The sequence below is a fragment of the Burkholderia sp. BCC0097 genome, assembly GCF_902832985.1.
GTDB lineage: Bacteria > Pseudomonadota > Gammaproteobacteria > Burkholderiales > Burkholderiaceae > Burkholderia > Burkholderia orbicola.
In genome coordinates this window covers 735017-753411 of the sequence record NZ_CADFDM010000003.1, presented here as the reverse complement: position 1 = coordinate 753411, position 18395 = coordinate 735017, and the positions used below count along the sequence as shown (strand labels likewise).

The following is an 18395-nucleotide window of genomic DNA, read 5'->3' as shown; positions in this document are numbered from 1 at the left end:
GGGTGCGGAGTTCTTGTTTTAATTGATGGTTATTTTCTGATTCCATCTTTTATTTATTTTTACTTGCTGATTAATAAAATCAAGCGAATGTTGCGTGACGTCAATCGATTGCGTCGGGTGGCGGTCGAAATCAAACCGTATTGACCGCGGCGAGGCGATTTGCGCCGATGACGGGCGCCGTCGACCGTGCCGCATGAAGTTCGCGCAGCAGTCCGGAAGCGAGCGGAAAGCAGGCGCGGCCGATGCCGCGCCGGGCTTCAGAAGTCGATCGCGTCGTCGGCATCGCCGTCGGCCGCGGTGGCGAGCGCTTCGCGAACCACCGCGCGCGGCGCGGATGCCGACGCATCGAGCGACGGGTTGCGCAGCTTCTCGAGCACACGCTCGGGCACCGGAATCTGCATCCGCGCGGCGACGTCGCCGCACTGGAACATGATCAGCTCGCCCGGCTCGAACGCGGTCCAGACTTCGTTGTCGGTGAGCGGCTGCGTTGCGATCACCGCGACGCGATCCTCGGGGGTCGTGTATTTCGCGAAGTCGATCGACAGGTCTTCGTCGACGAGATGCGCGGTCGAGAACGGCCAGCGCCGCACGAGGTAGTGCAGCCGCGTCGAGCAGTGCGCGAAGAGCGCCTGGCCATTCGACATCAGGAAGTTGAACACGCCGTGATCGGTGATGCCGCGCGTGAGTTCGCCAACCCGCTCGAACAGCTCGGGCAGCGGCGGCTGCGCGCCGGGAAAGGCCTCGCGCAGCCCCTGCATCAGCACGCAGAACGCCTGTTCGCTGTCGGTCGTGCCGACCGGGTGGTAGACGCTGCCGTCCATGTCCGGCGCGTAGTCCTGCAGGTCGCCGTTATGCGCGAAGATCCAGTGCCGGCCCCACAGCTCGCGCATGAACGGATGGCTGTTCTCGAGCAGGATGTGCCCTTGCGTCGCCTTGCGGATATGCGCGATCGTGTTCTTGGACTTGATCGGGTAGCGCTTCACCATTTCGGCGATCGGCGACGTGGCCGATGCCTGGTGATCGATGAAGAGGCGGCAGGCCTTGTCTTCGAAGAACGCGATGCCCCAGCCGTCGGCATGGTGATCGGTGAGCCCGCCCCGGGCCGCGAAACCTGTGAAGGAGAATGTGACGTCCGTCGGCGCGGCGCAGTTCATTCCAAGGAGTTGGCACATTTTACGTGGGGCGGCAGGCTGAAGCGGGGTAACGAACCGGGCGAACCCCGGTACAATGCGGCTTCTAGCATATCACCGAGCCCTGAGCGGTAAAAAGCGGATTCCGCTGGCCAAAGGCCCCGTGTTGCGGTTTGCCGTCAGTCGGCCCGCGGCACGCGCGTTCCGGCCCCGCCGATGGCAAGCCCGTTCCTCACGACGCCTCCTATGACTGCCTCGAACGCTTCTTCCCCGGCGACGCTTTCGCTCGCCCGTCCCGACGACTGGCACCTGCACCTGCGAGACGGCGACATGCTCGCCGCCGTGCTGCCGCACACCGCCCGCCAGTTCGGCCGCGCCATCGTCATGCCGAACCTGAAGCCGCCGGTCACGACCACCGCGCAGGCGCAGGCGTATCGCGAGCGCATTCTTGCCGCGCTGCCGGCCGGGATGACGTTCGAGCCGCTGATGACGCTGTACCTGACCGACAACACGCCGCCCGACGAAATCCGCCGCGCGCGCGAAAGCGGCTTCGTGCACGGCGTGAAGCTGTATCCGGCAGGTGCGACGACGAACTCCGACCACGGCGTCACCGATCTCGCGAAATGCGCGAAGACGCTCGAGGCGATGCAGGACACCGGCATGCCGCTGCTCGTGCACGGCGAGGTGACCGATGCGTCGATCGACCTGTTCGACCGCGAGAAGGTGTTCATCGACCGCGTGATGACGCCGCTGCGCCGCGATTTCCCGGGCCTGAAGGTCGTGTTCGAGCACATCACGACGAAGGACGCGGCCGACTACGTGCGCGATGCCGACGCGGCGCCTGGCCTGCTCGGCGCGACGATCACCGCGCATCACCTGCTGTACAACCGCAACGCGCTGTTCGTCGGCGGGATTCGCCCGCATTACTACTGCCTGCCGGTGCTCAAGCGCGAGACGCATCGCGTGGCGCTGGTGGAGGCCGCGACGTCGGGCAATCCGCGCTTCTTCCTCGGCACCGACAGCGCGCCGCATGCGCGCGACGCGAAGGAAACCGCGTGCGGCTGCGCGGGCTGCTACACGGCGCTGCACGCGCTCGAACTGTACGCGGAAGCGTTCGACACGGCCGGGGCGCTCGACAAGCTGGAAGGGTTCGCGAGCTTCTTCGGCGCCGATTTCTACGGGCTGCCGCGCAGCGCCGAGACGGTGACGCTGCGCCGCGAGCCGTGGGAGCTGCCGCGCGAGATTTTCGCGGGCGATACGCCGGTCGTGCCGCTGCGCGGCGGCGAGACGATCGGCTGGAAGCTGGCGTGACCGGCGCGCTGCCGCGCGAACCCGGCTCCGGGGCCGGTCGCGCGGCGGCGGATTTCGCGCGGATCGACTGGTCCGCGCCGTGGCTCGCGCCTTACGCGGAGCCGGGCCGCGCGTGGCAGGCGGCCGCCCGTGCGGGCCAGGCCGCGCTGCTCGATGCGTTGAACAGCGCGTTGGATGGCGTGTCACGAGGCGGCGATCGCGTCACCGGCCGCGGCAGGCCGCTGCGCTTCGTGCCGCAGGCCGAGCTGCCGCCCGGCGTCGCGTACGAGACCCATATTGCGGACACCGGCAACGTGCCGACCCGCCACCATCTTCACGACTTCTTCAATGCGCTCGTCTGGTTCGCGTACCCGTGCATCAAGGCCGCGCTGAACGCGCGCCAGGCCGCCGCGATCGACACGGCGGGCGGAGTCGGCCCCGTGCGCGGGACGTTGCGCGATGCGCTTACGTTGTTCGACGAGAACGCCGCGCTGTTCGTCACAGCCGACCGCGCGCTCGCCGACGCGCTGCGCGGCTTCGACTGGCCGCGGCTGCTGGTGGCCGCGCGCGATGCGTGGGGCACGCGCTGCGAGGCGCGACTCGTCGGCCATGCGCTGCTCGAACAGCTCGTCTCGCCGTACAAATCCTGCACCGCGCATGCGTGGATCGTCGAAGTGAGCGCCGACTATTTTTCGTGGCCCGATGTGCAACGGCGCGCGCACGTCGACGCACGAATCGCCGCCGAACTCGCGACGCGCGCGCTGACGAGCCGCGATTTCGCGCCGCTGCCGGTGCTCGGCGTGCCGGGCTGGTGCGCGGCGAACGCCGACCCCGCGTTCTACGACGATCCGGCCGTGTTTCGCCATGGCCGCCGCTCGCGCGCTGCCGGCGGCGGCGCGCAGTGCTAGAATGCGCGTCGCAAAGCAGGCCAGGCAGTCGCGGCCTCGGCGCCTTCGGGCGCGCGGGGGCGAGGAAAGTCCGGACTCCACAGGGCAGGGTGATGGCTAACGGCCATCCGTGGCGACACGCGGAACAGGGCAACAGAAAGCAAACCGCCGATGGCCCGGCGCAAGCCGGGATCAGGTAAGGGTGAAACGGTGCGGTAAGAGCGCACCGCGGCGACGGCGACGTTCGCCGGCACGGTAACCTCCACCCGGAGCAATTCCAAGTAGGCAGGCGCGCATTTTCGGATGCAGGACGGGGCCCCCGTCTCGTCTGCGGGTAGGAAGCTTGAGCGCGTCAGCAATGGCGCGCCTAGAGGAATGACTGCCACGCGCTGGGCGCTTCGGCGTGCAGCGTGCACAGAATCCGGCTTATCGGCCTGCTTTGCCGTTCGAATGCGAAAGGGCCGGCGCTCCCTGCGGAGCGCCGGCCCTTTTTTCATGCGCGCGCCGTGCGCTCAGGCGGCGACGATGTCGAACGAATGCGTGAGTTCGGCGGTCTTCGCGATCATGATCGACGCGGAGCAGTACTTGTCGTGCGACAGGTTGATCGCGCGCTCGACCGTGGCCGGGTTCAGGTTGCGGCCGGTGACCGTGAAGTGGAAGTGCACCTTCGTGAACACCTTCGGATCCTCGCTCGCACGCTCGGCCTTCAGCGTGACCGAGCAGCCGCTCACTTCCTGGCGGCTCTTCTTCAGGATCAGCACGACGTCATAGGCCGTGCAGCCGCCGGTGCCGAGCAGCACCATTTCCATCGGACGCGGCGCGAGGTTGTGGCCGCCGCCTTCGGGCGCGCCATCCATCGTGACGAGATGGCCGCTGCCGGTCTCGGCGGAAAACGCCATGCCGTCCTGGCCCATCCAGCTTACTTTGCATTCCATGCTTGCACTCCAGCGTTGCCTGATTCGGATTCGATCCGGCATTGTAGCCCGCGACGCAACGGTCGGCTGATGCGCTGCACGACGCGCAACGCCGGGGCCGGGCGGGCAGGGCGGCGAGCGACGATTTCCCTGTTGGATTTAGGGGTTTTGCTCTAGGCGAGGGCAGCTTTAGGTCGTGTCAGAGGCATTTAGGTAATTGATTTAAAAGGGAAATGCGTCAGAATGAGCTTTCCTGGCTAAATCTCATATCGTGGTATTCGATTTCGCAATGCAAATTTTCTTGTGAAGTCGGCCGGGCATTCGTATAATGATCCTCATTGGTTGCCGCGCTGCGGCAACCTCCGCATGTCTCCTCCACCTCCTCCTATGGTGGATTAAGCCCGAACCAGCCGTTCGGGCTTTTTTTCGTCTTATGCAAGCATCGGCGCGCGGCTTGCGGGCGTCGGCACCGTCACGCGGGCTGTCGCGCAGCCGGCAGCGAACTGGCGTCGGGCGGCGTGCCGCGCGAGTCGGCATCGGGCGCCGGCGCACGGGCGGCCGACGCGTGGCCGTGGCCGCGTGCGCAGAAGTGGCGGACGCGTTCGCGCACCGCACGCAGGCGCGCGATGCGGTCTTCGGCATGGACGGTCCGGGCTTCGGCGATGCGCGCGTCGAGCGCGTCGAGCTTGGCTTCGCAGCCGGAGCGGGCGGCGACGGCGGGCGCCGCGACGGCCAGCAGTGCGGCCGCCAGAAAGGGCGTAAGTCGTTGTTTCATCATGCTGGTTTGTTGTTTTTCGGGTTCGACCGGTCTGGCGCGGCAAGGTCATGTGCCGCGCGTCGATGGGTGCCTCCCCAGGCGCTCGGTTCGCCTGGCTTGGTGGGGCACGACCGGATTTTGGCTCATTTCGGCCGCCGCGAACACGGGACGTGGATTCTCTTTGACCACGTAGCCGTATTTCCTTTATAATTCAGGGCTTTTCCGCATTCATGCCCACGGAAAAAGAACAGGGAGAGCCTGCACCGCGCCTCGAAGCGCACACAGACAAGCAGGAAGAACACATCGGGCAAAGCAATTTTTTTGGATCGATCATGAAGACGTTTTCCGCAAAAGCCCATGAGGTGACGCGCGAATGGTACGTGATTGACGCGACGGATAAGGTTCTCGGCCGTGTTGCCAGCGAAGTGGCACGCCGTCTGCGCGGCAAGCACAAGCCTGAGTTCACCCCGCACGTCGACACTGGTGATTTCATCATCATCATCAACGCGAGCAAGTTGAAGGTCACGGGCAACAAGACGCTGGACAAGAAGTACTACCGTCACTCGGGCTACCCGGGCGGTATCTATGAAACGACGTTCGGCAAGATGCAAGAGCGCTTCCCGGGCCGCGCGCTCGAGAAGGCGGTCAAGGGCATGCTGCCGAAGGGCCCGCTCGGCTACGCGATGATCAAGAAGCTGAAGGTCTACGCAGAAGCGACGCATCCGCACTCGGCTCAACAGCCGAAGGCGCTCGAGATCTAAGGGGACCCACATGATCGGTAACTGGAACTACGGTACGGGCCGCCGCAAGAGCGCAGTCGCACGTGTCTTCATCAAGGCTGGCAAGGGCGACATCATCGTCAACGGCAAGCCCATCGCTGACTACTTCTCGCGCGAAACGTCGCTGATGATCGTGCGTCAACCGCTGGAACTCACGAACCACGGCCAGACGTTCGACATCAAGGTCAACGTCAACGGCGGCGGCGAAACGGGTCAGGCAGGCGCAGTGCGTCACGGCATCACCCGTGCACTGATCGACTACGATGCGACGCTGAAGCCGTCGCTGTCGAGCGCAGGCTTCGTCACGCGCGATGCGCGTGAAGTCGAGCGTAAGAAGGTCGGTCTGCGCAAGGCACGCCGCGCAAAGCAGTTCTCGAAGCGTTAATTCCGCTTCATGGCCTCGCCGCTCTCGAGCGGCGTCCGCCGGAAAAACCGCCAGCTTTCATGCTGGCGGTTTTTTTATGTCCGCTTCCGGGCCGCTGCGGCGCCCATCCGCGCGGGCGCGCTTGATGAAATCGACAAGAACCTATTGATTTCATGGACATCAGCACGATCTTCTGATCGGCCCTACAATAGCGGCTAAAGCTTTTTGGAGAGTTCGAATGAACGCTGTTACCGAAACCGCAGCAACGACGACCGATATGCCGCTGCCCTTCGTCTTCACCGACGCCGCGGCCGACAAGGTCAAGCAACTGATCGACGAAGAGGGCAATCCCGACCTGAAGCTGCGCGTGTTCGTGCAGGGTGGCGGCTGCTCGGGCTTCCAGTATGGCTTCACGTTCGACGAGGAAGTCAACGAGGACGACACCGTGATGAACAAGAACGGCGTCCAGCTCCTGATCGACTCGATGAGCTACCAGTACCTGGTCGGCGCCGAGATCGACTACAAGGACGACCTCAACGGCGCCCAGTTCGTGATCAAGAACCCGAACGCGACCACCACCTGCGGGTGCGGTTCGTCGTTCTCGGTCTGAGCGCACGGCAGATCCGCGCCGGCTCGCCGGAATGAAAAACGGGGCTTCATGCCCCGTTTTTTTATGCGAACTCGGCCCGCGGCGCTCATCGCGCGGCGGATATCGCGTCAGCGCGGATAGAGCGCGCCGAGCACGCGGTTGCCGGCTGCGCCGGTGACCGTCGCGAGATTGCCGGGCTGGCGCGCGGTGAAGCGGTACGCGAGCCACGCGAACGCGAGCGCTTCGACCTGCTGCGGCGGCACGCCGAGCGCGGCCGTCGTATCGACGGTGGCCGGCACACCGGCCTCGCGCAGTGCGTGCCGAAGCGCGTCGAGCAGCACCGGATTGCGTGCGCCGCCGCCGCAAACGAACACGGCCTTGCAGCCCGGTGCGTGCTGCGCGATTTCGCGCGCCACCGATACGGCGGTGAGCGCGGTGAGCGTGGCCTGCACGTCCTCCGGTGCAACTTGCGGGAACGCCGCGAGCTTGGCCTCGAGCCATGCGGGATTGAACAGATCGCGTCCGGTGCTCTTTGGCGGCGGCGCGGTGAAATACGGTTCGTCGAGCAGGGCGTCGAGCAGCGATGCCTGTACGGTGCCGCGTGCGGCGAACTTCCCGCCGTCGTCGTACGGCTTGCCCAGATGGCGGGTCGCCCAGGCATCGATCAGTGCGTTCGCGGGGCCGCAGTCGAAGCCGCGCACGTCGCCCTCCGCGCCGGGCAGGATCGTGATGTTGCTGATTCCGCCGAGATTGCAGACGACCCGCGTTTCGCCCGGCGCGCCGAACACCGTCGCATGGAACGCGGGCGCGAGCGGCGCGCCGTGACCGCCGGCGGCCACATCGCGGCTGCGGAAATCGGCGATCACGTCGACCTGCGTCAGCTCCGCGAGCAGCGCCGGATTGTTGAGCTGGCGCGTGTAGCCGCGCTCGGGGCGATGGCGCACCGTCTGGCCGTGCACGCCGATCGCGCGGATCTCGTCGCGCGACAGCCCGGCCGTGCGCTGCAATTCATGGCAGCACACGGCATAGCGTGCGACGAGCGCATTCGCCGCGAGCGATTCGCGGTCGATTTCGTTGTCGCCGGGCTGCTGCAGCGCGAACAGCGCGTCGCGCAGCGATTGCGCGAAGCCGACGAACGCTTCCGCGAGCACGACTGGCGCGCGGCCGGCCTCGAAACGCACGGCGACACCGTCGACGCCGTCCATGCTGGTTCCCGACATCAGCCCGAAGTAGATGCCGTCTGCCGGATGGGCAGGCTGCGGCTGTCGTTGCGGCACGTTGGGTTCTCCTCGATCGTGCGGCGCGGGCCGGTGCCGCGCGCCTTGCGCCCGATTATCCGCGCAACGTGACGCGTCGTTAAGCGATGCGCGCGCAAGTTATGGGAAAATCCCTGTTTTTGCGACATTCTTCCTGGCACCGATGAGCACCGAACCCAGTTCCAAGCCCGTTTTCCCGATCACCGACGAAGTCCGGCATGCGCTCGCCGTCACGAAGCGCGGCGTCGACGAGCTGCTGATCGAGGAAGAGTTCGCGCAGAAGCTCGCGCGCAGCGCGGCCACCGGCACGCCGCTGCGCATCAAGCTCGGCCTCGATCCGACCGCACCGGACATCCACATCGGCCATACGGTCGTGCTGAACAAGATGCGCCAGTTGCAGGACCTCGGCCATACGGTGATCTTCCTGATCGGCGATTTCACGTCGCTGATCGGCGATCCGTCGGGCCGCAACGCGACGCGTCCGCCGCTCACGCGCGAGCAGATCGAGTCGAACGCGAAGACCTACTTCGAGCAGGCCGCCCTCGTGCTCGATCGCGACAAGACCGAGATCCGTTACAACAGCGAATGGTCGATGCCGCTCGGCGCGGACGGGATGATCAAGCTCGCGTCGCGCTACACGGTCGCGCGGATCCTCGAGCGCGAGGATTTCACGAAGCGCTTCCAGGGCGGCGTGCCGATCTCGATCCACGAATTCCTGTACCCGCTGATGCAGGGCTACGATTCGGTCGCGCTGAACGCGGATCTCGAACTCGGCGGCACCGACCAGAAATTCAACCTGCTGGTCGGCCGCGAACTGCAGAAGCAGTACGGCCAGGAACAGCAGTGCATCCTGACGATGCCGCTGCTCGAAGGCCTCGACGGCGTCGAGAAGATGTCGAAGTCGAAGGGCAACTACGTCGGCATCAGCGAGAAGCCGACCGACATGTTCGGCAAGCTGATGAGCATCTCGGACACGCTCATGTGGCGTTACTTCGAGCTGCTGTCGTTCCGCAGCCTCGACGAGATCGCCGGCTTCAAGCGCGAGGCCGAAGGCGGCCGCAATCCACGCGATTTCAAGGTGCTGCTCGCGCAGGAAATCGTCGCGCGGTTCCATTCGCAGCCCGACGCCGAGCGCGCGCTCGAGGACTTCAACCATCGCGCGAAGGGCGGCGTGCCGGACGACATTCCGTCGGTCACGCTCGCCGGTGCGCCGCTCGCGATCGGCCAGTTGCTGAAGCAGGCCGGCCTCGTGCCGTCGACCAGCGAAGCGCTGCGCAACATCGAGCAGGGCGGCGTGAAGATCGATGGCGCGACCGTGTCGGACAAGGGCCTGAAGGTCGAGGCCGGCGAGTTCGTCGTGCAGGTCGGCAAGCGCCGCTTCGCGCGCGTCACGCTGACCGCATGATCGCGCTGATCCAGCGCGTGACGCGTGCCGACGTGCGCGTCGGCGAGCGCACGACGGGCGAGATCGGCGCGGGCCTGCTCGCGCTGGTCTGCGCGGAACGCGGCGATACCGAGGCCGCCGCCGACAAGCTGCTCGCGAAGCTGCTCGGCTACCGCGTCTTCAGCGACACAGCCGGCAAGATGAACCTGCCGGTGTCGAACATCGACGGCGAAGGCCGCGCGGGTGGCCTGCTGCTCGTGTCGCAGTTCACGCTGGCGGCCGATACCAACAGTGGGCTGCGTCCGAGCTTCACGCCGGCCGCGCCGCCCGACGAAGGCGCGCGGTTGTTCGACTATTTCGTCGCGGCCGCGCGGGCGCGGCACCCGATCGTCGAGACGGGCGAGTTCGGCGCCGACATGCAGGTGTCGCTCGTCAACGATGGCCCCGTGACGTTCTGGCTGCAAGTGCGGCCCTGATTCTTTCCCGGAGGCGCGCCGCGATGGCCACCACGCAGATTCTTTTCATCCGCCATGGCGAGACGGCCTGGAACCGCATCAAGCGCATCCAGGGGCATATCGACATCCCGCTGGCCGATACGGGGCTCGCGCAGGCGCAGCGGCTGGCGGCGCGGCTCGGGCGCGAGGCGCGCGACGGCGCGCGGATCGACGCGGTGTATTCGAGCGACCTGATGCGTGCACAACAGACCGCCCAACCGTTCGCCGATGCGCTCGGGCTGCCGCTGCTGCTGCGCGAAGGGTTGCGCGAACGCTCGTACGGCGCGTTCCAGGGGCACGACAGCACCGAGATCGAGGCGCTGTTTCCGGACGCGTATGCGGCGTGGCAAACGCGCGACCCGGGCTTCGCGCCGGAGGGTGGCGAGTCGCAGCGTGAGTTCTATCACCGCGTGCTGCATGCGCTCGAACCGATCGTCGCCGCGCATCCGGGCGGCCGGATCGCGTGCGTCGCGCACGGCGGCGTGCTCGATTGCGTGTATCGCTTCGCGAACGGGATCGAGCTGTCGGCGCCGCGTACCTATCAGCTGCTCAACACCAGCATCAACGTCGTCGATTACGTGGATGGCCGCGCGCAGGTCGTGCGGTGGGCCGACGTGTCGCATCTCGAAGCGGCGAGCGACGATGACGACGGGTACCGCAAGGTGCTCTGAGCACGCCAACCCCGTCCGGCATGGCCGGCCCGGGGTTCGCCTTTTTACTGCGTGACGCTTACTGCGGCAGCGCGTGGCGCGTCTTGTAGTCGAGCGCGTACGCGATCTTGCCTGGCTTGTCGGCCGTGATCGGCTGGCGCAGCTTGTCGAATTCCCCCTTGTTGTATTTCTTCCCGCCGTTGATCGCATCGGCGCGCCCGAGGTCGGCGCCCGTCTTGCCGTCGATCACGGGGTCGGTGGCCGCGACCATCCGCGTCGACGCATTCCAGACCGCATTCAGGTAGCCCGTGTCGGCCTTCGCCGGATCGGGATCGGTCGTGCCGCCGCGCGTGAGGTCGTAGTTCGCCAGCGCGAACCTGCCGGGCTGCGCGCGCAGCCAGTCGGCCCAGTAGAACTCGAGGTAGTCGGTCGCTTGTGCGGGCTTGCTGTAGCCGATGTCGCGCGTGAAATAGACGAGCGAGCGGTAGCGGTCGTTCGTCATCCCGAGTTTCAGGCCGAGGCCGCTCGGCAGTTGCGCGGTCGTGATCGGCTTGCCTTCGCCGTTCTTCAGGCGCAGATAGCCGCGGCTTTGCATCTGCTGCCAGAACGCGTCGCCCGAGTAGTCGCTGAGGTTGTCCTTGACGACGACGTGCACATGCAGCGACGGGCCGCCGTCGGGCGTCTCGTAATAGGTCGACAGGCCGTGGTGGCCGTCGGTCAGGTACAGCGCATCGCCGTTCGGGCCGATCACGACGGGATTCAGCACCGAGCGGTCGCGGGCGTTCGCGTCGGTCGTCGCGCACGTGTAGCTGGCCGGTTCGCGCAGCGACGATCGGGCCGTGTAGCCGCTCGATGCGACGCCGCCGAGGCCTTCGTCCGCGCAGAAGTCGTCGAACTTCTTGTCGGGCTGCAATTCGTAGCGGCCGAGCTTGTAGTAGATCTGGTCGTAGCCGATCGCACCCTGCGTCGGATGGAGATCGCCGAGCGTCACGTCGATCAGGTCGCCGGCGCGCGCGGCTTTCCATTTGCCCGGTTGCGGCGCGGTGGTGGCGGGCGGCGTCGGGGCCGGCGTCGTCGTCGTGCCGCCGGACGGCGGTTGCGCGTCCGTGCGTGCGACGGCGACGACATCGTCGCCTCCGCACGCGGCGAGAGCGAAGACGGTGGACAGGCTGGCGGCAAGGGCGAAACGGATCGGCAGGTGTGGCATCGCGGGCATCGGGTGTCGGTAGCGGGTGGGCGGGACTCCGCGCGGGCCACGGGCGGGCGTGACGGGCAGGGCGTGCGACCGTGCGCGGGGGTAAGCCCGTCAGCTTGTCACAGGTATTTGACAGGAAATTGAAATGATCCGAGGAAGCGGATCGTCAGGCAGGCGGGGTGCCGTCGGACGGGGCAGCCGTCGCGCGGCGGCGCGCACGCTTCGACGCGCCGTTGACGAGCGCCCAGCGCAGCACGGGGGCGACGGCGCGGATGCCCGGCCGGACCACCGCGCGCCGCAACGGCGCGAACGTCGACACGCCGAGCATGCGCTGCGCCCACGGCGGCAGCAAGTCGATCCCGGCATGCATCACCAGCGACGCGGCAGGCCGCAGTGCGGGCCTCGCGACCGGCACGTTCAGCAGGATGGACATCACGTCGAAGGTACGCGGCCCGGCTTCGAGCTCGGGCAGCATGCGCGCGAGATAGGCCGCTACGTCGGCGCGCGAACGCGGCACCTCGTGGGCGCCGAGCAGTTCGGCGATCAGTGCCGTCTCCGCGTAATAGCGGTCCTGCAACTCGCCCGGCAGCGCGGGATTCACGTAACGCAGATGCGCGGCGAGGAAGCTCGACACTTCCGCGACGTGCACCCAGGTGAGCAACGCGGGATCGTCGGCGCGGTACGGCCGCCCGTCCGGCGCGCTACCCGAGACGTGCGCATGGATCGCTTTCACGCGCTCGATCAGCGCCAGCGCGTCCGCGCGGCTGCCGAACGTCGTCCCCGTGATGAACGTGGCGGTGCGCCGCAAGCGGCCGAAGATGTCGGTGCGGAACGACGAATGATCCCACACACCCGCGAGCGCGAGCGGGTGGAGCGCTTGCAGCAGCAGCGCGGCGATGCCGCCCGTCATCATCGACGTGAAATCGGCATGCACGCGCCAGCAGACGGCGTCGGGGCCGAACAGGCCCGGGTCGCCAAGCGGTGAAGAGAGATCGATCGACGGGCCGCCGCCGCCGGCCGTCAGGTGCGTGATGCCGGCCACGAGCCGCTTGCGGATCGGCTCGGCCCAGCGTGGGCCCGGCGCGGGTGCGGTGGGGTGGCGGCTGGGCGGCGTCGTCATGGCGGGGGCGGCTCGGGTGGTGGATTACTTGCCGTCGGGGGTATCCCACTCGTCGCGTTCGGTGCGGCGCGCATCGGGCACCGATAGCCCGAAGTGGCGATACGTGAGCAGTGTCGCGACGCGCCCGCGTGGCGTACGCTGCAGGAAGCCCTGCTGGATCAGGTACGGTTCGAGCACGTCCTCGATCGTGTCGCGCTCCTCGCCGATCGCCGCCGCGAGGTTGTCGATGCCGACCGGACCGCCATCGAACTTGTACAGGATCGCTTCGAGCAGCTTGCGGTCCATCAGGTCGAAGCCGACCGGATCGACGTCGAGCATCGCGAGCGCGGCGTCGGCAACGGCCGCGGTGATCTGGCCGTCGGCCTTCACTTCCGCGAAGTCGCGCACGCGACGCAGCAGCCGGTTCGCGATCCGCGGCGTGCCGCGCGCGCGCTTCGCGATTTCCAGCGCGCCGTTCGGATCGATCTGCGCATTCAGCAGCGACGCCGAGCGGCGCACGATGCGCGACAGTTGTTCGGCGTCGTAGAACTCGAGCCGCGCGACGATCCCGAAACGATCGCGCAGCGGGTTGGTCAGCATCCCGGCGCGGGTGGTCGCGCCGACCAGCGTGAACGGTTGCAGGTCGAGCTTCACGCTGCGCGCGGCCGGGCCTTCGCCGATCATGATGTCGATCTGGTAATCCTCGAGCGCCGGATACAGGATTTCCTCGACGACCGGCGACAGCCGGTGGATCTCGTCGATGAACAGCACGTCGTTCGCTTCGAGGTTCGTCAGCAGCGCGGCGAGATCGCCCGCGCGCTCGAGCACGGGGCCCGACGTCTGACGCAGGTTCACGCCCATCTCGCGCGCGATGATGTGTGCGAGCGTCGTCTTGCCGAGACCCGGCGGCCCGAACAGCAGCACGTGATCGAGCGGCTCGGAGCGGCGCTTCGCGGCTTCGATGAAGATCTCGAGCTGGCCGCGCACCTTTTCCTGGCCGACGTAGTCGTCGAGCTGGCGCGGCCGCAACGCACGTTCGAACACCTCCTCGTGCGAAGAGGCGGGCGTGGCGGCGATGATCCGCTGCTCGGTGGCGAGTTTGTCGGTTTCAATCATGCGGCCATTGTACCGCGCGGCGCAGCCCGGACCACCTGGCCGAACGGCCGACTGGCGAGCGCCGCGCGGCGGCGCGACACTGGCTTCGACGGCCGGATCGAACGTGCGTTACGCCTTCGACAGCGCCTTCAGCGCGAGCTTGATGCCTTCGGACACGCCGGAGCCGGCCGGCACGTTCTTGATCGCGGCGAGGCCTTCCTTCTCGGAGTAGCCGAGCGCAAGCAGCGCGTTGAGGATGTCGGTCGCATGGTCGGACGCCGACGCGGCGCCGGCGAGCGCGCCGAGGTCGGCGCCGAGCTTGCCCTTCAGCTCGAGCAGCAGGCGCTCGGCCGTTTTCTTGCCGATGCCGGGCAGGCGCGTGAGGCGGGCGGCATCCTGCATCGTCACGGCCTGCGCGAGCTCCTGCACGCTCATGCCGGACAGCACGGCGAGCGCCATGCGCGCGCCGATGCCGGTGATCTTCAGCAGCTCGCGGAAGGTCGTGCGCTCCTGCGGCGTCAGGAAGCCATACAGCAGGTGCGCGTCCTCGCGGACGATCTGCTGCGTGAGCAGCACGATGCGTTCGCCCGTTTGCGGCAGGTTGTAGAAGGTGCTCATCGGCACGTCGATTTCGTAGCCGACGCCGTTGCAGTCGACGAGCAGATGAGGCGGGTTCTTTTCGAGCAGGATGCCGGCGATGCGACCGATCATGGAGGACGGGATGCGAGGAAGAAAGCGCGAGTGTAGCGCACGCGCGGCGCAATGCCGATGGGCGCGGCCGTCAGGCCGACGCGGCGCGTGTCGCGGGTATCTCGGGCGAGGGTGAAACGGTCAAGTGGCCAACCCGGTCCAGGCGGCCAACGCGGTCGAGCCGACGTGCGGGGCCACAGTGCGCGGCAGCGTCAGCCGACCAGCCGGCCGCGCCGCACGCGCAACCCTTTCTGCGCGAGCGCCGGCGCGAGGCCGCCCAGCGTGCTGAGCGTATTGCCGCCGTGCGCGTGGCAGATCGCCATGCCGAGCGCGTCGGCCGCGTCGGAGCCGGGTTGGCCGGACAGGTTGAGCAGCCGCGTGACCATTTCCTGCATCTGCGTCTTGGTCGCGCGGCCGTAGCCGACCACGGCCTGCTTGAGCTGCAGCGCCGTGTATTCGGCGACCGGCAGTCCGCCTGCGACAAGGCCGCAGATCGCGGCGCCGCGCGCCTGGCCGAGCAGCAGCGTCGACTGCGGGTTCACGTTGACGAACACCTTTTCGATCGCGGCCTGATCGGGCGCGTGTTCGCGCACGATCGTCGAGACGCCCTGGAAAATCGTGCCGAGCCGGGTGGCCAGGTCGGCCGTCGGTGTGCGGATCACGCCGCTCGTGACATAGGCGAGCCGGTGGCCGCTGACGTCGATGACGCCGAAGCCGGTGACGCGCAGGCCGGGGTCGATGCCGAGAATTCGCATGAGTGAGGAGAGTGGCGTGATGCAGCGATACTACAACGAATGGTGCGGCCAGCCGGTCGCCCGGTCGCGCGCGAAGGCGCCGCGCAATAAAAAACCCGGCGGGGGTGATGCCGCCGGGTTCCCGTGCAGCGGCCTCACGGGCCGCATGCCGCGATCAGTGACGGAAGTGACGCACGCCCGTCAGGACCATCGCGATACCGTGCTCGTCGGCCGCCGCGATCACTTCGTCGTCGCGCATCGAGCCGCCCGGCTGGATCACGCAGGTCGCGCCGGCCGCCACGACCACGTCGAGGCCGTCGCGGAACGGGAAGAACGCATCCGACGCGACGGCCGAGCCGGCCAGCGTCAGGCCCGCGTTCTGCGCCTTGATGCTCGCGATGCGCGCGGAATCGACGCGGCTCATCTGGCCGGCGCCGACGCCGAGCGTCATGCCGTTGCCGCAGAACACGATCGCGTTCGACTTCACGTACTTCGCGACGCGCCACGCGAACAGCAGATCGTCCATTTCCTTCGCGGTCGGCTGGCGCTTCGTGACGACGCGCAGTTCGCTCGGCTGCACGTTGCGCGAATCGAGCGATTGTACGAGCAGGCCGCCGCCGACGCGCTTCAGGTCGAATGCGTTGTGGCCGTCACCCAGTGCAATCTCGAGCAGGCGCACGTTCTGCTTCGCGGCGAACACCTGCTTCGCGGCGTCCGAGAACGACGGGGCGATCAGCACTTCGACGAACTGCTTCGCCACCGCCTGCGCGGCCGCTTCGTCGACTTCGCGGTTGAACGCGATGATGCCGCCGAATGCCGAGGTCGGATCGGTCTGGAACGCCTTCGCGTATGCGTCGGCCGAGTCGTTGCCCACCGCGACGCCGCACGGGTTCGCATGCTTGATGATCACGCAGGCCGGCGCGTCGAACGTCTTCACGCATTCCCACGCCGCGTCCGAATCCGCGATGTTGTTGTACGACAGTTCCTTGCCCTGCAGCTGGCGGTAGTTCGCCAGCGCGCCGGCCGGCGTCGCCAGGTCGCGGTAGAACGCTGCGCTCTGGTGCGGGTTTTCGCCGTAGCGCAGATCCTGCACCTTGTCGAACGCCAGGTTCAGCGTGGCCGGGTACGTGCTGCGCGATGCGTGCTTCAGCTCGTCGGTCAGACTCGTCAGGTAGTTCGTGATCGCGCCGTCGTATTGCGCGGTGTGCGCGAACACCTTCGTCGCGAGGCGGAAGTTGGTTGGGTAGCCGACCGTGTTGCCGTTTGCCTTCATTTCGTCGAGCACGACCGCGTAGTCGGCCGGGTCGACCACGACCGTCACGTCGCGGTGGTTCTTCGCGGCCGAGCGCAGCATCGTCGGGCCGCCGATGTCGATGTTCTCGATCGCGTCGGCGAGCGTGCAGTCGTCCTTCGCGATCGTCGCGACGAACGGATACAGGTTCACGACGAGCAGGTCGATCGTCGGGATGCCGTGTTGTTCCAGCGCCTGCATGTGCTCGGGCAGGTCGCGGCGGGCGAGGATGCCGCCGTGCACCTTCGGGTGGAGCGTCTTCACGCGCCCATCGAGCATTTCCGGGAAACCCGTGTAATCGGCCACTTCGGTCACGGGCAGGCCGGCGTCGGCGAGGAGTTTCGCGGTGCCGCCCGTCGACAGCAGCTTGACGCCGAGGTCGGACAGCGACTTCGCGAAGTCGACGATGCCGGTCTTGTCGGAAACGGAAATGAGCGCTTGCTTGATCATGATGGAACCACCAATAGCCAGGGAAACGGGGACGGGACGGCCGCCTACAGCAGGCCGTGCTGCTGCAGCTTCTTGCGCAGCGTATTGCGATTGATGCCGAGGTACTCCGCGGCGAGCGACTGGTTGCCGCCGGCCTGTACGAGCACGACCTCGAGCATCGGCTTTTCGACGCAGGACATCACCATTTCATAGACGTCGTGCGGATTGGAGCCGTCTAGATCCCGGAAATACACGTCCAGGCTCTCGCGGACACATTGTTCGATGTTGTGCTTGCTCATGCTGCTAACTGGTTATGGTCGTCCGACTCGCCCTGGCTGTTTTCCGCTTCGTCATCGACGTAGACGAGGTGGTCCGACAGCGCCTTTTGCGCCTCGAAGAAAGCATTGACGGCGGCGAGCTGCTCGCGGGTGGAATCGAGCGTGTTCATTCGGTGCCGGAACCCGTTGGCACCGGAAAGGCCGCGAGTGTACCAGCCGATGTGCTTGCGCGCAGTACGCACACCGGTGAATTCGCCATAGAAAGCGTAGTGGTCTTCCAGGTGTTCGTTCATCACGTGCTGGATCTCGTCGATCCGCGGCGGGGGCAGCAGCTCGCCGGTTTGCAGGAAATGATCGATTTCGCGGAACAGCCACGGCCGGCCTTGCGCGGCACGACCGATCATCAGCGCGTCGGCGCCGGTTGCATCGAGCACGGCCTTCGCCTTGGCGGGCGACGTGATGTCACCGTTCGCGACGACCGGAATCCGCACGGCCGCCTTCACGGCCGCGATGGTGTCGTACTCGGCGTCGCCGCGGTAGAGGTCGGCGCGCGTGCGGCCATGCACGGTGAGCATCGAGATGCCGGCCGCTTCGGCCAGGCGCGCGACCGTGATCGCGTTCTTGTGCTCGCGGTCCCAGCCGGTGCGGATCTTCAACGTGACGGGCACCGCATCGGGGCCTGTGCCGACCGCCGCGACGACCGCCTCGACGATCCGCTGCACGAGCGGCTCGTTCTGCAGCAGCGCGGAGCCGGCCGCGACGTTGCAGACCTTCTTCGCCGGGCAGCCCATGTTGATGTCGATGATCTGCGCGCCGTTGTCGACGTTGTAGCGGGCCGCTTCGGCCATCATCGCCGGGTCGGCGCCGGCGATCTGCACCGCGATCGGCTCGACTTCGCCTTCGTGGTTCGCGCGCCGCATCGTCTTCGCGCTTTTCCACAGCTGCGCGTTGGACGCGACCATCTCGGACACGGCGTAACCGGCCCCGAGCCGCTTGCACAGCTGGCGGAACGGACGATCCGTCACCCCGGCCATCGGGGCGACGAACAGGTTGTTACGCAATACGTGAGGGCCGATAACGGGCATCGCAA

General features: G+C 67.0%; 20 protein-coding genes and 1 other RNA gene. 9 read left to right on the top strand and 12 right to left on the bottom strand.

The features are described from left to right. Nucleotides 1-257 precede the first annotated feature (257 nt). A complete protein-coding gene (locus HWX07_RS13170; RefSeq protein ID WP_006476906.1) occupies nt 258-1172 on the bottom strand; it encodes a class II glutamine amidotransferase in 915 nt (304 codons plus the stop codon). Nucleotides 1173-1376: 204 nt separating this feature from the next. On the opposite strand from HWX07_RS13170, the gene pyrC reads away from it, so the two are divergent. The 3 genes from pyrC (at nt 1377) to rnpB (ending at nt 3752) form a co-directional block, all read left to right on the top strand. Continuing rightward, on the top strand, nt 1377-2441 hold the full coding sequence (gene pyrC / locus HWX07_RS13165; protein WP_012327899.1) for a dihydroorotase: 1065 nt from the start codon (nt 1377-1379) through the stop codon (nt 2439-2441). Then, complete coding sequence (locus tag HWX07_RS13160) at nt 2438-3328, top strand: DUF3025 domain-containing protein (RefSeq protein WP_175876517.1); 891 nt, start codon at nt 2438-2440, stop codon at nt 3326-3328. Before pyrC ends, HWX07_RS13160 begins: the two co-directional genes overlap by 4 nt. Before the next feature lie 12 nt (nt 3329-3340). After that, an RNA gene (gene rnpB, locus HWX07_RS13155) (RNase P RNA component class A) lies at nt 3341-3752 on the top strand. 67 nt (nt 3753-3819) lie between these two features. Here the strand turns inward: rnpB and HWX07_RS13150 are convergent. Continuing rightward, nucleotides 3820-4284 (bottom strand): OsmC family protein, encoded by a 465-nt coding sequence (locus HWX07_RS13150; RefSeq protein WP_074801272.1) that lies wholly within the window; start codon nt 4282-4284, stop codon nt 3820-3822. Nucleotides 4285-4693: 409 nt separating this feature from the next. Continuing rightward, nucleotides 4694-4999, bottom strand: coding sequence for a DUF1090 family protein (locus HWX07_RS13145; protein ID WP_105798465.1), 306 nt, complete (start codon nt 4997-4999; stop codon nt 4694-4696). A gap of 311 nt (nt 5000-5310) precedes the next feature. On the opposite strand from HWX07_RS13145, the gene rplM reads away from it, so the two are divergent. The 3 genes from rplM (at nt 5311) to erpA (ending at nt 6731) form a co-directional block, all read left to right on the top strand. After that, nucleotides 5311-5739: a 50S ribosomal protein L13 gene (rplM, locus tag HWX07_RS13140; RefSeq protein ID WP_009687896.1), complete on the top strand. Its 429-nt coding sequence runs from the start codon at nt 5311-5313 to the stop codon at nt 5737-5739. A 10-nt stretch (nt 5740-5749) separates the two neighbouring features. Continuing rightward, on the top strand, nt 5750-6142 hold the full coding sequence (gene rpsI / locus HWX07_RS13135; protein ID WP_006476904.1) for a 30S ribosomal protein S9: 393 nt from the start codon (nt 5750-5752) through the stop codon (nt 6140-6142). Nucleotides 6143-6359: 217 nt separating this feature from the next. Further along, nucleotides 6360-6731: an iron-sulfur cluster insertion protein ErpA gene (gene erpA, locus HWX07_RS13130; protein WP_006476903.1), complete on the top strand. Its 372-nt coding sequence runs from the start codon at nt 6360-6362 to the stop codon at nt 6729-6731. A gap of 107 nt (nt 6732-6838) precedes the next feature. Here the strand turns inward: erpA and HWX07_RS13125 are convergent, their stop codons facing one another. Then, complete coding sequence (locus tag HWX07_RS13125) at nt 6839-7987, bottom strand: anhydro-N-acetylmuramic acid kinase (RefSeq protein ID WP_175876516.1); 1149 nt, start codon at nt 7985-7987, stop codon at nt 6839-6841. Between the two features lie 142 nt (nt 7988-8129). Between HWX07_RS13125 and tyrS the strand changes: the two genes are divergently transcribed. From tyrS to HWX07_RS13110, 3 genes are read left to right on the top strand one after another with little or no spacing between them, the layout of a single operon-like run. Beyond that, nucleotides 8130-9371, top strand: a complete 1242-nt coding sequence (tyrS, locus tag HWX07_RS13120; RefSeq protein WP_006483424.1) for a tyrosine--tRNA ligase — start codon at nt 8130-8132, stop codon at nt 9369-9371. Then, nucleotides 9368-9826, top strand: a complete 459-nt coding sequence (gene dtd / locus HWX07_RS13115) for a D-aminoacyl-tRNA deacylase (protein WP_175876515.1) — start codon at nt 9368-9370, stop codon at nt 9824-9826. The genes tyrS and dtd overlap by 4 nt, the downstream gene beginning before the upstream one ends. A gap of 23 nt (nt 9827-9849) precedes the next feature. After that, complete coding sequence (locus tag HWX07_RS13110) at nt 9850-10515, top strand: histidine phosphatase family protein (RefSeq protein WP_006476899.1); 666 nt, start codon at nt 9850-9852, stop codon at nt 10513-10515. Nucleotides 10516-10573: 58 nt separating this feature from the next. On the opposite strand, the gene HWX07_RS13105 is transcribed toward HWX07_RS13110, so the two are convergent. The 8 genes from HWX07_RS13105 to dusB form a co-directional block, all read right to left on the bottom strand. After that, nucleotides 10574-11701, bottom strand: coding sequence for a ParB/Srx family N-terminal domain-containing protein (locus HWX07_RS13105; protein WP_175876514.1), 1128 nt, complete (start codon nt 11699-11701; stop codon nt 10574-10576). 154 nt (nt 11702-11855) lie between these two features. Further along, complete coding sequence (locus HWX07_RS13100) at nt 11856-12809, bottom strand: oxygenase MpaB family protein (protein ID WP_175876513.1); 954 nt, start codon at nt 12807-12809, stop codon at nt 11856-11858. 24 nt (nt 12810-12833) lie between these two features. Beyond that, the gene (gene ruvB / locus HWX07_RS13095) at nt 12834-13904 is read right to left on the bottom strand and encodes a Holliday junction branch migration DNA helicase RuvB (RefSeq protein ID WP_006476896.1); all 1071 of its coding nucleotides are present in this window, start codon (nt 13902-13904) and stop codon (nt 12834-12836) included. A gap of 108 nt (nt 13905-14012) precedes the next feature. Further along, nucleotides 14013-14594 (bottom strand): Holliday junction branch migration protein RuvA, encoded by a 582-nt coding sequence (ruvA, locus tag HWX07_RS13090; RefSeq protein ID WP_175876512.1) that lies wholly within the window; start codon nt 14592-14594, stop codon nt 14013-14015. A gap of 191 nt (nt 14595-14785) precedes the next feature. Further along, nucleotides 14786-15328, bottom strand: coding sequence for a crossover junction endodeoxyribonuclease RuvC (gene ruvC / locus HWX07_RS13085; protein WP_006476894.1), 543 nt, complete (start codon nt 15326-15328; stop codon nt 14786-14788). A 154-nt stretch (nt 15329-15482) separates the two neighbouring features. Further along, nucleotides 15483-17048: a bifunctional phosphoribosylaminoimidazolecarboxamide formyltransferase/IMP cyclohydrolase gene (gene purH / locus HWX07_RS13080; protein WP_011694149.1), complete on the bottom strand. Its 1566-nt coding sequence runs from the start codon at nt 17046-17048 to the stop codon at nt 15483-15485. Nucleotides 17049-17092: 44 nt separating this feature from the next. Beyond that, nucleotides 17093-17326 (bottom strand): Fis family transcriptional regulator, encoded by a 234-nt coding sequence (locus HWX07_RS13075; protein ID WP_006476892.1) that lies wholly within the window; start codon nt 17324-17326, stop codon nt 17093-17095. After that, the gene (gene dusB / locus HWX07_RS13070) at nt 17323-18390 is read right to left on the bottom strand and encodes a tRNA dihydrouridine synthase DusB (protein ID WP_006476891.1); all 1068 of its coding nucleotides are present in this window, start codon (nt 18388-18390) and stop codon (nt 17323-17325) included. Before dusB ends, HWX07_RS13075 begins: the two co-directional genes overlap by 4 nt. Nucleotides 18391-18395: the final 5 nt, after the last annotated feature.

Coding starts and splice junctions, on each gene's coding strand:
- purH (WP_011694149.1), bottom strand. CDS start 17,048: ATGATCAAGCAAGCGCTCATTTCCGTTTCCGACAAGACCGGCATCGTC.
- ruvC (WP_006476894.1), bottom strand. CDS start 15,328: ATGCGAATTCTCGGCATCGACCCCGGCCTGCGCGTCACCGGCTTCGGC.
- HWX07_RS13110 (WP_006476899.1), top strand. CDS start 9,850: ATGGCCACCACGCAGATTCTTTTCATCCGCCATGGCGAGACGGCCTGG.
- rpsI (WP_006476904.1), top strand. CDS start 5,750: ATGATCGGTAACTGGAACTACGGTACGGGCCGCCGCAAGAGCGCAGTC.
- dtd (WP_175876515.1), top strand. CDS start 9,368: ATGATCGCGCTGATCCAGCGCGTGACGCGTGCCGACGTGCGCGTCGGC.
- rplM (WP_009687896.1), top strand. CDS start 5,311: ATGAAGACGTTTTCCGCAAAAGCCCATGAGGTGACGCGCGAATGGTAC.
- HWX07_RS13105 (WP_175876514.1), bottom strand. CDS start 11,701: ATGCCACACCTGCCGATCCGTTTCGCCCTTGCCGCCAGCCTGTCCACC.
- pyrC (WP_012327899.1), top strand. CDS start 1,377: ATGACTGCCTCGAACGCTTCTTCCCCGGCGACGCTTTCGCTCGCCCGT.
- HWX07_RS13145 (WP_105798465.1), bottom strand. CDS start 4,999: ATGATGAAACAACGACTTACGCCCTTTCTGGCGGCCGCACTGCTGGCC.
- tyrS (WP_006483424.1), top strand. CDS start 8,130: ATGAGCACCGAACCCAGTTCCAAGCCCGTTTTCCCGATCACCGACGAA.
- HWX07_RS13150 (WP_074801272.1), bottom strand. CDS start 4,284: ATGCCGGATCGAATCCGAATCAGGCAACGCTGGAGTGCAAGCATGGAA.
- HWX07_RS13170 (WP_006476906.1), bottom strand. CDS start 1,172: ATGTGCCAACTCCTTGGAATGAACTGCGCCGCGCCGACGGACGTCACA.
- ruvB (WP_006476896.1), bottom strand. CDS start 13,904: ATGATTGAAACCGACAAACTCGCCACCGAGCAGCGGATCATCGCCGCC.
- HWX07_RS13075 (WP_006476892.1), bottom strand. CDS start 17,326: ATGAGCAAGCACAACATCGAACAATGTGTCCGCGAGAGCCTGGACGTG.
- HWX07_RS13100 (WP_175876513.1), bottom strand. CDS start 12,809: ATGACGACGCCGCCCAGCCGCCACCCCACCGCACCCGCGCCGGGCCCA.
- ruvA (WP_175876512.1), bottom strand. CDS start 14,594: ATGATCGGTCGCATCGCCGGCATCCTGCTCGAAAAGAACCCGCCTCAT.
- erpA (WP_006476903.1), top strand. CDS start 6,360: ATGAACGCTGTTACCGAAACCGCAGCAACGACGACCGATATGCCGCTG.
- dusB (WP_006476891.1), bottom strand. CDS start 18,390: ATGCCCGTTATCGGCCCTCACGTATTGCGTAACAACCTGTTCGTCGCC.